We start from the raw sequence: 12,653 nt of genomic DNA on the forward strand, positions 1-12,653 counted from the left end.
AGAACAGGACGTTCGAAAGGGAGCCCCCAGGGACGGGTTCACGGCGTTCCCGGAAAGGCGCCCCGCTGTCCCCTCGCGCCCCTCTGGAGAGAAAAACCCCACCCAGACCCGCCGCTTGCCCCAAACCCGGAATGATGATTCAATTCTTCAAACATCGGAACCGGGATTCCATTCATGGCCTATCGAGAAACCGCGCAAGTCAGAGCCCGCAAGGCCGCCCAGCGGGACCATCTGCTGGCCACCGCCGAGACCCTGGTGCGTGCCGGCGGGTTCGCCGCCATGACCATGCAGGCGGTGGCGGAGCGGGCCGGGGTGGGCGTGGGCACCTTGTACCGGTACTTCGACAACAAGGCCACGCTGGCCGCCGCCGTGTTCGAGGCCGCCACCGCCCGCGAAGTGGCGGCGGTGGACCAGGCACTGGGGCGGGAAGGGCCCGCCGCCGAGCGGCTGGAGCGGGCGCTGCGAGTGTTCGCCCGGCGGGCGCTGGCGGCGCCCCGGTTGGCCTGGGCGCTGATCGCCGAGCCGGTGGAACCGGAGGTGGACGCGGCGCGGCTGCGCTACCGGGCCGCCTACGCGGACCTCTACAAGCGCGTGCTGGATGACGGCGTGGCGCGGGGCGAGTTGCCGCCCCAGTCCACCGCCCTGGGTGCGGCGGCCCTGGTGGGCGCCATCGCCGAGGCGCTGGTGGGGCCGCTGTCGGCGCCGCTGGCCGATGCCGGCCTGCCGGATCAGCTCACCGCCTTCGTGTTGCGCGCGGTGGGCGCCCGCCCCGGAGGCGCCGGATGAAAAATCCGCTCAAGGCGCTGTTCTCCGGAGCCGCCGGCCTGCGCCGGGGGCTGTTGCTGTACGGCCCCTTTCTGGGCGCCGGCGTGCGCGTGGACGAACTGAGCGCGGATTTCCGGCGGGTGCGGGTGTCCATGGGCATGCACTGGTACAACCGCAACTATGTGGGCACCCACTTCGGCGGCAGCCTCTACAGCATGACGGATCCCTTCTACATGCTGATGCTGATGAACAACCTGGGCCGCGACTATGTGGTCTGGGACAAGAGCGCCAGCATCGACTTCGTGCGCCCGGGCAAGGGCCGGGTGTTCGCCGAGTTCGAGCTCACCGAGGCGATGCTCGATGAAGTCAAGGCCGCCACCGCCGGCGGCGACAAGTATCTGCCCACCTGGCCGGTGAAGGTCGTCGACGGCGACGGCCGGACCGTGGCCGAGGTGAGCAAAACCCTGTACGTACGACGCAAGCGCGCCTGACGCGCCGGAGGATGGAACCATGAACGCCAAGCACGAGGAGCTCAATGTGGACGCCCTGGCCAGCACCCATGAGGTGTTCAATCAGGCGCCGCCGCTGGAAAACTACGACGCCTTCACCGGCGACGCCGCGCTGCGCGAGGCGGTGATCCGCGAGGGCGGGGACTGGGGTCTGGACGACCTGAGCCGCTACGGCCGCGAAACCACCCGGCCGGAGGTGATCGAATGGGGCTACCAGGCCAACGCCAGCAAGCCCGAGTTCGAGCCCCACGACCGCTACGGGCACCGGGTGGACCGGGTCAACTACCACCCGGCCTATCACCATCTGATGAACATGGCCCTGCGTGAGGGCCTGCACTCCTCGCCCTGGACCGATCCGGGCGCCGGCGCCCACGTGGTGCGCGCCGCCAAATACTATATGCACGCCCAGGTCGAAGGCGGCCACGGCTGCCCCATCACCATGACCTTCGCCGCCGTGCCCAGCCTGGCGCTGACCCCGTCCATCGCCGAGCGCTGGCTGCCCAAGGTCACCGCCCGGGACTATGACCCGCGCAACGTGAGCCATAACGACAAGCAGGCGCTGACCATCGGCATGGGCATGACCGAGAAGCAGGGCGGCTCCGATGTGCGCGCCAACACCACCCACGCCCGTCCGCTGGGCGCCGAGGGCCCCGGTCAGCTGTACGAGCTGGTGGGGCACAAATGGTTCATGTCCGCGCCCATGTGCGACGCCTTCCTGATGCTGGCCCAGGCGCCCGGCGGGCTGAGCTGCTTCCTGGTGCCGCGCTGGCGCGAGGACGGCGGCAAGAATCCGCTGCAGGTGCAGCGCCTGAAGAACAAGGTGGGCAATGTCTCCAACGCCTCCTCCGAAGTGGAACTGCGCGGCGCCCACGGCTGGATGGTGGGCGAGGAAGGACGCGGCGTGCCGGCCATCATCGAAATGGTGGCCATGACCCGCTTCGACTGCATGATAGGTTCGTCGTCCAGCCAGCGTCAGGTGATGGCGCAGGCGGTACACCATGTGGCCCATCGCGCCGCCTTCGGCGAGACCCTGCTGGACCAGCCGCTGATGCGCAACGTGATCGCCGACCTGCAGCTGGAGGTGGAAGGCTCGGTGGCGATGACCTGGCGCATGGCCCGCGCCCTGGACAACCAGGACGATGAACACGAGAAACTGTTCGCCCGGCTCGGCGCGGCGGTGGGCAAGTACTGGATCTGCAAACGCACGCCGCACCACGCCTACGAAAGCATGGAGTGCCTGGGCGGCAACGGCGTCACCGAGAACTTCATTCTCGCCCGGCTCTACCGGGACGCGCCCATCAACGCCATTTGGGAAGGCTCCGGCAACGTTCAGGCGCTGGACCTGCTGCGGGCCATGGGCAAGAGCCCCAAGGTGCTGGACGCCTGGTTCGCGGAACTGGCCGGGGCCCAGGGCCGCAACGCCGTGCTGGATGCCGCCATCAACGATCTGCGCAAGGCGTTGGGCGACAGCGAAGCGCTGGCCTACCGGGCCCGGGATCTGGTCGATCGCATGGCCCTGACCATGCAGGCCGCGCAACTGGTGAAAGCCGGCAACGAGGCGGTCAGCGACGCCTTCATCACCGCCCGCCTGGACAGCGGGCACACCCGCAACTACGGCAGCCTGCCGCGGGGGCTGGACGTGGATACGCTGGTGCGCCGCGCCAATCCGCTGGAGACATGAAGCGGCAAGCTGCAAGCCACAAGCGGCAAGCCAGCCGTGCTGGCACGTCTCCGAATCAAGCACGGCCTGCCTGCCGCTTACCGCCCTACAACTTGAGCCGCTCCACCACCTCGAACCACATCGCCCGGTAGGCCTGGGCCGCCGGGGTGTAGGGCGCGATCTCGCCCACCGGGGCCTGGTGGTCGCCCATCTGCTCCACATGGGTGGCGTAGGGCACCCAGGTCTTCAGGCCATCTTTCATTTCCGGTGGGCGCTTGACCAGCATCTGCACGTGCAGGTCCCGGCGCCGGTCCACCATGTTAAAGAAGGGCACCACCCGCAGGTGCTTGAATTTCTTGTCGTCGAGCCAGTCCAGCACCTGCCGGAAAGCGCGCAGGGACAGGTGGGTGGGAATCACCGGCACGAACAGATAGTCCGCCGCCGCGAACACGCTCTCCGCCAGGGGGCTGAGGGTGGGCGGGCAGTCCAGCACCACCAGCTCGTAGGATTCGCCGAACGGCGCGATCAGTTCCTTGAGCCGGTTCTTGGCGCCGCCGCCCTCCGCCAGTTTGACGTCGGCGTTGCGCATGCTGATGTCGGCGGGGATCACATCCAGATGGGGCCAGCGGGTCTCGCGCTTGAAGCGGCCCGCCGGCTGCTTGCCCTTGAGCAGGCCGCCGGCCTTGTAACCGGGGGTCTGATCGTCCACGCCCAGATAGAAACTGGCGGCGCCCTGGGGGTCCAGGTCCCAGACCAGGGTGCGATGCTTCCAGCGGGCCGCATGCCAGGCCATGTTCACGGCCGTGGTGGTCTTGCCCACCCCCCCTTTCAAATTGTAGAAGGCGATGGTCTGCATGAGATGATTTCCGGTTTCCGCGGTCGGCTTCCGAGGCTAGCATGAAACGCGGGGTATCTCACCGGCGGCGCCTTGTGGTCGCTGTCGTCAGCCGGTTTAATAGCCGGTCCAGGGAAGCCGACCACGGGCGCGGGAGAGCGGGGTGACCGTCGACAAACGTTACCAGGTGTACATCAGCACCACCTATCCGGATATGCAGTCCGCCCGCCAGGCGCTGATGCTGCCGCTGCTGGACCTGGGACTGATGCCCATGGGCATGGACTTGCACAGCACCGAAAGTCATAACCTGATGCCCGTGGTGCAGCGCATGATTGACGACAGCGACTACTTCGTGATCCTGTTGGGCGGCCGCTACGGCACCCTGTCGCCCCTGGGCCTCAGCTACACCCACCGCGAATACATCTTCGCCGCCACCAAGCGCAAGCCGGTGGTGAGCTTTATCCACGACGACCCGCTCAATCTGCCGCCGGACCAGCGCGAGCCTTCCCGCGAAGGCCAGGTGCGCCGGGACGATTTCGCGCGGCTGCTGGAAAACAAGACGCTCAGCTTCCGCTGGCGGGATGAGAGCGACCTGGGCGCCCGGGTGGCCCAGGTGATGCCGGACATCATGCGCCAATACCCGGCGTCGGGCTGGGTGCCGGCGGGCGCCCGGAGCGGCGCGAGCGACGCCCGCGGCCAGGCCCTGGCCCGGCGGGTGGCGGAGCTGGAAAAGGAACGGGAAGAATGGCTGGCGGCCCAGCGGGCGCCGCTGCGCGGTCTGGCCCGGGGCAGCGACCCGCTGGGCCTGGAGTATTCCTGCAACGTCTATGAAGGCGGCGACTGCAAGATGGCCATGACCCGCTGCGAGCTGGACTGGGACCGGGTGTTCGCCTGCGTGGCGCCGCTGATGCTCAATCCGGTGTCCGAGCCGGTGATGCAGAAGGCGCTGGAGGACTACATCGCGCGCCGTGCCCTGCAGGACGTGACCAAGGACTTTCCCAAGGCCCACGCGGTGCGCAACGTGGTGCTGGCGGGCCACGCCTTCAACCAGGTGAAGGTGCACCTGCGCACCCTGGGACTGATCACCAAGACCTCGGAGACCGACAGCCGGGGCTTGCCGCTGTGGCGGCTCACCGCCCAGGGCGACAGCACCATGAGTCAGGTGATCGCCCAGCGGCGCTAGGGCTATCCCTTCAGCTTCTCCGTCAGAAATTCCACGATGCCTTCCATCGGAACGTCCGTATTTTCCGCGTCGGCGCGGCCCTTGTATTCCAGCACGCCGTTGTCCATGCCGCGCTCGGCGATCACCACCCGATGGGGAATGCCCAGCAGTTCGCTGTCCGCCAGCTTGACGCCCAGGCGTTCCTTCTCGCGGTCGTCGAACAGCACTTCCACGCCGGCCTCGGTGAGCTGCTGGTAAAGCTGCTCGGCCAGTTCCCGTTCGCGGGGGCTCTTCTTGATGTTCACCGGCACCAGGGCGACCTGGAACGGTGCGATGGAGGACGGCCAGATAATGCCCTTGTCGTCGTGGTTCTGTTCGATGGCGGCGGCCACCACCCGGCTCACGCCGATGCCGTAACAGCCCATGGGCATCACCACCGCCTTGCCGTTCTCGTCCAGCACCTTGGCGCCCAGGGCTTCGGAGTACTTGGTGCCGAGCTGGAAGATGTGGCCCACTTCGATGCCGCGCTTGATGGTCAGCGTGCCCTTGCCGTCCGGGCTGGGATCGCCTTCGCGCACCTTGCGCAGATCGGCCACCTCCGGCAGCGTCACGTCCCGGTCCCAGTTGACGTTGAAATAATGTTTGCCGTCCTGGTTGGCGCCGGCGGCGAAGTCGCTCATCACCGCCACGCTGCGGTCCACCACGCAGGGAATCGGCAGCCCCACCGGGCCCAGGGAGCCGGGGCCGGCGCCCACGGCGGCGCGGATCTCTTCCTCGCTGGCGAATGCCAGCGGCGCGGCCACCGCCTCCAGATTCTCCGCCTTGACGTCGTTAAGCTCGTGGTCGCCGCGCACCAGCAGCGCCACCAGACCGCCCTCGGCGCCCTTGACCACCAGCGTCTTCACGGTCTTCTCGATGGCCAGATCGAACTGCTCCACCAGCTGTTCGATGGTTTTGGCGTCGGGCGTGTCCACGGTGTTCATTTCGGCGCCGGGGGCGGCGCGCTCGCCGGCCGGCGCCAGCGCTTCCACCAGCTCCACATTGGCGGCGAAGTCGGACTGATCGGAGAAGGCGATGTCGTCCTCGCCGGAGTCCGCCAGCACCTGGAATTCATGGCTGGCGGCGCCACCGATGGCGCCGGTATCGGCCTCCACCGGACGGTACTCCAGACCCAGACGGTCGAAGATGGCGCAGTAGGCGCCGTGCATGATCTCGTAGGTCTTTTGCAGCGACGCCTCGTCGATATGGAAGGAATAGGCGTCCTTCATGGTGAATTCGCGGGCGCGCATGATGCCGAAGCGCGGCCGGATCTCGTCACGGAATTTGGTCTGGATCTGATAGAAATTGACCGGCAGCTGCTTGTAGCTGTGCACCTCGTTACGCACCAGATCGGTGATCACTTCCTCGTGGGTGGGGCCCAGGCAGAAAGCATTGTCGTGGCGGTCGGTAAAGCGCAGCAGCTCGGGGCCATAGGCCGGCGCGCGCCCGGACTCTTCCCACAGCTCCATGGGCTGCACCACCGGCATCAGCACTTCCTGGGCGCCGGCGCGGTCCATTTCCTCGCGTATGATGCGCTCCACCTTGCGCAGCACGCGCAGCCCGGTGGGCAGCCAGGTGTACAGACCGGAAGCCAGTTTGCGGACCATGCCGGCGCGCAGCATCAGCTGGTGGCTGATGACCACGGCGTCGGAAGGGGTTTCCTTGACGGTGCCTAGCAGATATTGGGAGGTGCGCATGGGCGAAGCGAATCCGTGTCAGTGGGTGAAAAGCAAACGGGCATTCTAGAGCAGCCTCAAGCCTCAAGCTACAAGTCGCAAGCGGCGCGCGGAAGACTGGCCGTTGATTGGCACGGCCTGTCCTTCGGCATGGCCAGCTTGCAGCTTGCCGCTTGCCGCCTTATGTTCCGGGTTCGTTTCGGGGCGAGAACAGGAACAGAACCATGCTGACGGCCAAACAAGTGGAAGCGCTGATCCGCGGCGGGTTGCCGGCGGCGGCGGAGCAGGGGGTGGTGGTGGAAAGCGTGGACCGCAACCGGGCGCGGGTACGTTACCGGTTCGATCCGTCCATGGTGCGCCCCGGCGGCACCGTGTCCGGCCCCACCCTGATGAGCCTGGCGGACGCGGCCATGTACGCCGCCATCCTCGCCAACCTGGACGGCCAGGAAATGGCCGTGACCCAGAATCTGAACATCAATTTTCTCAGCAAACCGGCCCCGGCCGACCTGATCGGCGACGCCGAGATCATCCGCCTGGGCCGGCGCTCGGCGGTGCTGGAAGTACGCATCTACAGTGACGGCGTCGACGCCATGGTGGCCCACGTCACCGGCACCTACGCGATTCCCTCGCGCCAACCCTCGTAGGCGCGGTGCCACCGCGCCTACCGCAGCTCTTTTTCCCAGATCAGATCGATGGCCTGCTCCTTGCTGCTGGACTGGGCTTCCAGGTGCAGGGTGCGGGTCAGGGTGTAGCGCAGCATCACCGTGGAGATGGCGTCGAACAGACCCACCGCGTAGGTCAGGTAGAGCCGGTCGGAAAGCCGTTTGCCGAGCATCAGGGCGGCGTCCTCGGTTTCCCAGTCGCTGCCAATGGAGATTTCGTCCAGGCCCAGGGTGTCGCCGATTTTGCGGGTCACGCCGGCCCCTTTCTGCAGACCGTACAGAGCCAGCGCCTGGGCCACCTTGGCGCCGTCGCTGTCCGAGCCGCTGTTCAGTGAACGGCCGGTGATCAGGTAGGACATGGCCTGGCTTTCCTCCAGGGCCGGGTCGGAGAAAATGCGCGCGTCCGGCTGCTGCAGGGTGCCGGAGAGCTGCACGCCGACCACCTGATTTTCGCTGGGAATGCGACGGATGGCGCGGATGTCCAGGGCCGGGTTGTCCGGCGCGCCCTGGAACAGCAGCCGGCCGTTCTCGATGGCCAGATTCTGGCCGTAGGCGCGATAGCGGCCTTCCACGATCACCAGTTCCCCGTCCAGCTGGGCGGGCTGGCCCGGCTGCTGGGTCACGCGCAGATCGCCGTTCAGGGTGGCGGTCAGGCCGAAGCCTTCGAACCGCACCTTGTCGCCCAGGCCCACCGACACCGCCATGGCCAGGGGCAGGCCGCTGCTCTGTTCGGCGCGGGCGTCCACCAGCACCTGGTCCTTGCTGACGGTGACCGCGCTTTCCGGCAGCTCCCGGGGTTTGAGGTCGGCTTCCGGAACGTTCAGGTCGCCGGTCAGGCGCAGCACGTCGCCGTCGCCTTCCAGTTTCAGATCCGGTGAGACGTACACCACCGCGTCGCTGCGGTTGGCCACGCGCAGGCGCTCGCCGGTGGCGGTCAGCGACAGGGCCAGCGGCGACCGGGTGGGCGACCAGCGGCCGTCCAGGTTGAGCGTGCCGTCGCCGAGGCCGGCGCGGCCTTCCAGCCGCAGGGCGCCGGTGGCGTCGCCGCGCACGCTCAGACGCACCCGCTCCACGGTGATGCCCAGGTCCGGCACCGTGGCGCGGCCGTCTTCCAGGGCCAGTTCGCCGCTTACCGACGGCCGCGCCGGATTGCCCCCCAGGGTCAGATCGCCGGTCAGCCGGCCGGCCACCTCACCCACCCAGGGGATCAGCGGGGCCAGATCCGCCAGGCTCGGCACGTCCACGCGGATGTCCCCGTCCAGGGGCGCCTCGGCGCTGAGGCCGGATCCCACCCGGGCGTGCAGCTCGCCCTGGTCCGCGATCACCAGATCCAGCTGGTTATCGAGGCGGTTGTCGTCCAGGGTACCTTCCAGCCGCGCGTCACTGAGGCGGAAGGTGGCGGGTTCTTCCAGGGTGGTCAGGGTCAGCTCGGTGCCGTCCAGGTTGAGTCGCCACTGCCCGGAGAGCGCCTGCAGGGTACCGCCGACGCGGGCGTCGGCGTTCAATTCGCCGTCCACCGTGGTGCCGTCGCCCAGCCAGGGTTCGGCCAGCGACAGGGGCAGCGCCGCGATGCTGACCCGGCCGTCCACGGCGCCGCCGCGGTGGCTGCCCTCGGCGCACAGGCGGCCGCCGGCGCTGCCGGTCAGGCACAGGGTGTCCAGGCTCTGCCGGTCGGCGCTCAGTTCGAAGGGCGCCGGCTGTTGCAGTTGCCAGGTGCCGGCGCGGGGCTGGCTGAGCCGCCATTCGCGGATTTCCCCGCGCCAGCGGTTGCGGGTGTCCAGGCCGGCGTTCAGCGCCAGCCGGGTGTCGGCGTCGTCGGCGCGGGCGGTGAGCACCAGTTGGTGATCGCCGCGCCGGCCTTCCAGATCCAGGGTCAGGGCGTCCACGCGGGTGACGCCGGCCTGGGTCAGGTCCTCGCCGCGCAGGGCCAGGCTCATGGCCGCGTCGCCCGGCGTCAGATTCTGGAAACGCGCCTCCAGGGCGGCCAGATGCCAATCCTGGTAGCCCAGCGCTTCGCCCCGGGCGGTGCCGCTCAGGCGCGGGGTTTTCAGGGCGCCGCGCAATTGCCAGTTGGCCTCCAGGCGGCCGGCGGCGGGGGCATGCCAGCGGCTCAGCCGGGCCACGCTGATCCGGCCGTCCAGGTTCCACTGCTCGCCGATGCGGCCACCGGCGCGCAGCCGGTCCTCGCCCCAGCGGCCGTCCAGGGTCACCGCCAGATCGCCGCCGGCGGGCTGCTCGGCGCGCCCGGTCAGTGTCAGCGGCGTGCCTTTCAGGCGCCCCTCCAGGCGCAGCGGATCGGCGACCACGCTCCAGTCGTCGGCGCCGCGCCAGTGGCCCCGGGTGCGGGTGTCCAGGGCCAGGTCGGCGGGCCAGTCCGGCGCCACCACGGCCGGGTTCAGGTGGCGGCCACGGGCGTCCAGGTCCCAGGCGATCCCGTCGGCATAATCCAGTTGCCCGGTCAGGGTCAGGGTTTGCTTCTCGCTGGTCATCGCCAGCCGGGTAAGCACCAGCCGTTGCAGGCCCGCCTGGCCGGCCAGTGCCAGATGGATGGGGTGGCCGTCGGCGGTGAGGTCGGCGGCGCCCTCCACGTCCACCGCCTCCAGATCGCCGCGGGTGGTGAGCCGGCCGGCGCCCAGGGCCACCGGCACCGGTGTGTCCACCGGCAACGCCTGGGCCGGCCAGGTGTGGGTCAGATCCAGGCTGACCTGGCCGTCCCGATAGCCCAGCTCCCCCTCGGAGTCGAGCCGGAGCGGCGCGCTCAGCCGGTGGGTCAGGTGCAGTTTTTCCGGGGTGCCACTCAGGATCAGGTGACCGGCGGCCTGGTTTAGAGGCGAGGAATCCGCGGGCGAGGTGTCGCCCGGGTCGGTGGCCGCGTCGTCGGTGGCCTCGTTCTGTAGTTCCGCCCGGGCCGGGCGCCGCCAGCGCAGTTCGCCGTCCAGTGCATAGGGCTGTTCGAGCCGGCCGTTCAGGGTCGCTTCCAGGCGGGTGTCCTGAACGCTCAGGGCCAGGGACGGCAGCGCCAGGTCATCGTCGGCGGCCAGATCGTCGCCGCGCAGATCCTCGATCACCAGCGGCGCGTCGCCGTTCAGCGTGAATCGGCCCAGGCGCAGCTCATCCACGCGCACCCCCAGGGGCGGCGCCAGGCGCTCGGGCAGGGCGAACGGCGGCGCGTCCGGATCGGCGGGCTCGCCGGCGGGCAGGGTCAGGGTGACGGCGTCGGCGCGCAGGTGGCGCAGTTGCAGCCAGCCGTACCAGAGCTGGCGCGGGGCCGCTTCCAGATCCAGCCCGTCGATCTCCACCGCCAGGGTCTGGTCGTCGGCGCCCTGGCGGTAGCTCAGCCGATCCACCCTCACGCCATTGAGCAGATTGCCCCGCCAGTTCTCCACCACCAGCTCGCCGGGCAGGTAGGGCCGCGCGCGCTCCAGCAGCCAGAGATTGCCGGCGCGGGTGCCGAGCAAACCGAACAGGGTGCCCAGCAGCAACAGCGGGATCACCAGCAGCAGGATCAGCAGAATCCGTCTCATCCGTGCGCCGCGCCTCACAGGTCCGGCCCCATGCTCAGGTGCAGACGCCAGTCCCGGTTTTCCTCCACGCCCCGGGCCAGGTCCACCCGGATCGGGCCCAGCGGCGAGCGCCAGCGCACCCCGAAGCCGGCGCTGCGTTCGATTTCGTAGTCGTCGAAATCGTTGAAGGCGTTGCCGGCGTCGCCGAACACCGCCACGCTCCAGTTGGGGGTGATCGGGTAATCGTATTCCACGCTGCCCACCAGCAGGTGGCGGCCGCCGATCACCTCACCGTCGTCGTTTTTCGGCCCCAGGGACTCGTAGGCGAAGCCGCGCACGCTGGCGTCGCCGCCGGCGAAGAAACGCAGGGAGGCGGGCAGTTCGGTGACGTCGGTGACGTCGGTGAAACCGAACTCGCCACGGGTGATGAAACGGCCCTTGAACACCGGCACGATCAGTTTGCCCCACAGGTCGTACTGGACGAAGGTGGCCGACGAGGAGAGCGCCTTGTGGGCGCCGCGCACCTTGCCGCCCAGCCGCCAGCCGAAACGCGGGTAGACCGGATCGTCGGATTTCACCCGGCTGAGCTGGAAGCCCGGGATCACCAGTTCCGCCTGATCGATCTGGTCGGCCACCTGGTAGGTTTCGCGCAGGTACTCGATGGACGGCGTGGCCACCCAGCCGGAATCCAGCTTGACGATGTAATCGGCGCCGACGCTGAAAATTTCGCTGTCGGTGGTGTCGGTTTGTTCTTTCACGTAGCTGGTGCGCAGTTCCAGCTTCTCGTTGAGCGGGTCGCTGAGCGGAATGGTATAGCCGGCGCCCACCCCCTGGCGCACCCCGGACAGTTCGGTCTCCGCCCGGGCCTTGTGGCCGTCGGCGTTGACGCGCCGGTTCTCGATACCCAGCCGCACCCGGGGGCCGGTGTCGGTGCTGACGCCGGCCCCGGCCAGCAGCGCCCACTCGTTGCGGGGCGTGAAGTGCAGGGTAATGTCGATGGTGTGGTCGGCCCGGTCCGGCTCGCCGCGCTCCACCCGCACGGCGCTGAAATAGCCGGTGCCCAGATAGGCCTGCTGGGCGGACAGCAGGCGCTCGTTGCTGAACGGCTCGCCGGCGGCGAAGCCCAGGTAGGCGCGCACCAGAGGCTCCTTGAGCTGGGTGTCGCCGGCCAGGGTCACCGCGCCGAAGCGGTAGCGCGGGCCGCTGTCCAGATGCAGCACCACCCGCGCCCGGTGCCGGTCGCGGTCCACTTCGAGGCGGTGCTCGGTGAGCGCGCCCTCGGCGTAGCCCCGGTTGATCAGCAGCTGCTGCAGGGTGCGTTTGAGGGCTTCGTAGCGGTCGTGGCGCAGGCGCTGGCCTTCGCGCAGGCCGCTGTCGTCCACCGCGCGCTGGAACGCCGGGTCGTCGGCGGCTTCGCCCTGGATGCGGATGTCCGGTCCGGTGAGCAGCGTGGGCGGGCCGGGTTGCACCGCCAGCGTGAGGCGGAAACAGTGGTCGTCGTCGGGCTCGCTCCAGCGCGGCGTCAGGGTGGGCTGATAGAAGCCCAGGGCCTGCAGGGCGCGGCGCGCGTCGTCGCGAACCTGGCGCCGGATCAGCGTCTGCTGGCCGGGGCCGGGCCGGCACGGGTAGCGGCTCAGGTCCACCAGGGTGCGCACATTGGCGGCCACGCCCTCGGGCAGCTCGCCTTCCAGGGTCAGTTCCGGCTGCTGGTCGGCCCGGGACGGCGACGTCAGGGCCAGGCCCAGCAGGGTGGCGAAGGCCATCAGGATTAACAGGCTGCGACTGCTCATTACCGCCTTTCGGGTCCCGGTCCGTTGGGAGAGGAATGGAAGCCCGCATTGT

General features: G+C 68.9%; 9 protein-coding genes. 5 read left to right on the forward strand and 4 right to left on the reverse strand.

Annotation, left to right across the window (positions count from 1 at the left end):
• The first annotated feature begins 174 nt into the window (after nucleotides 1-174).
• From IM760_RS10750 to IM760_RS10760, 3 genes are read left to right on the forward strand one after another with little or no spacing between them, the layout of a single operon-like run.
• Nucleotides 175-786 carry a TetR/AcrR family transcriptional regulator gene (locus tag IM760_RS10750; protein WP_204429078.1) on the forward strand — a complete coding sequence of 204 codons (612 nt, stop codon included), beginning with the start codon at nucleotides 175-177 and terminating at the stop codon, nucleotides 784-786.
• Entirely contained in the window at nucleotides 783-1,256 is a 474-nt protein-coding gene (locus IM760_RS10755) for a DUF4442 domain-containing protein (protein WP_204429079.1), read from the forward strand. The genes IM760_RS10750 and IM760_RS10755 overlap by 4 nt, the downstream gene beginning before the upstream one ends.
• A gap of 19 nt (nucleotides 1,257-1,275) precedes the next feature.
• Nucleotides 1,276-2,955, forward strand: a complete 1,680-nt coding sequence (locus IM760_RS10760) for an acyl-CoA dehydrogenase family protein (protein ID WP_204429082.1) — start codon at nucleotides 1,276-1,278, stop codon at nucleotides 2,953-2,955.
• Between the two features lie 85 nt (nucleotides 2,956-3,040).
• On the opposite strand, the gene IM760_RS10765 is transcribed toward IM760_RS10760, so the two are convergent.
• Complete coding sequence (locus IM760_RS10765; protein ID WP_204429084.1) at nucleotides 3,041-3,790, reverse strand: ParA family protein; 750 nt, start codon at nucleotides 3,788-3,790, stop codon at nucleotides 3,041-3,043.
• Between the two features lie 142 nt (nucleotides 3,791-3,932).
• Between IM760_RS10765 and IM760_RS10770 the strand changes: the two genes are divergently transcribed.
• Nucleotides 3,933-4,952, forward strand: coding sequence for a DUF4062 domain-containing protein (locus tag IM760_RS10770; RefSeq protein WP_228233792.1), 1,020 nt, complete (start codon nucleotides 3,933-3,935; stop codon nucleotides 4,950-4,952).
• 2 nt (nucleotides 4,953-4,954) lie between these two features.
• On the opposite strand, the gene IM760_RS10775 is transcribed toward IM760_RS10770, so the two are convergent.
• Entirely contained in the window at nucleotides 4,955-6,667 is a 1,713-nt protein-coding gene (locus IM760_RS10775) for a proline--tRNA ligase (protein WP_204429086.1), read from the reverse strand.
• A gap of 203 nt (nucleotides 6,668-6,870) precedes the next feature.
• Between IM760_RS10775 and IM760_RS10780 the strand changes: the two genes are divergently transcribed.
• Complete coding sequence (locus tag IM760_RS10780; RefSeq protein WP_204429088.1) at nucleotides 6,871-7,290, forward strand: PaaI family thioesterase; 420 nt, start codon at nucleotides 6,871-6,873, stop codon at nucleotides 7,288-7,290.
• A gap of 17 nt (nucleotides 7,291-7,307) precedes the next feature.
• Here the strand turns inward: IM760_RS10780 and IM760_RS10785 are convergent, their stop codons facing one another.
• A complete protein-coding gene (locus IM760_RS10785; RefSeq protein WP_204429092.1) occupies nucleotides 7,308-10,832 on the reverse strand; it encodes a translocation/assembly module TamB domain-containing protein in 3,525 nt (1,174 codons plus the stop codon).
• Between the two features lie 14 nt (nucleotides 10,833-10,846).
• On the reverse strand, nucleotides 10,847-12,601 hold the full coding sequence (locus IM760_RS10790; RefSeq protein WP_204429093.1) for an autotransporter assembly complex protein TamA: 1,755 nt from the start codon (nucleotides 12,599-12,601) through the stop codon (nucleotides 10,847-10,849).
• Nucleotides 12,602-12,653: the final 52 nt, after the last annotated feature.

It is taken from the genome of Alloalcanivorax marinus (assembly GCF_016906305.1).
Classification (GTDB): Bacteria; Pseudomonadota; Gammaproteobacteria; order Pseudomonadales; family Alcanivoracaceae; genus Alloalcanivorax; species Alloalcanivorax marinus.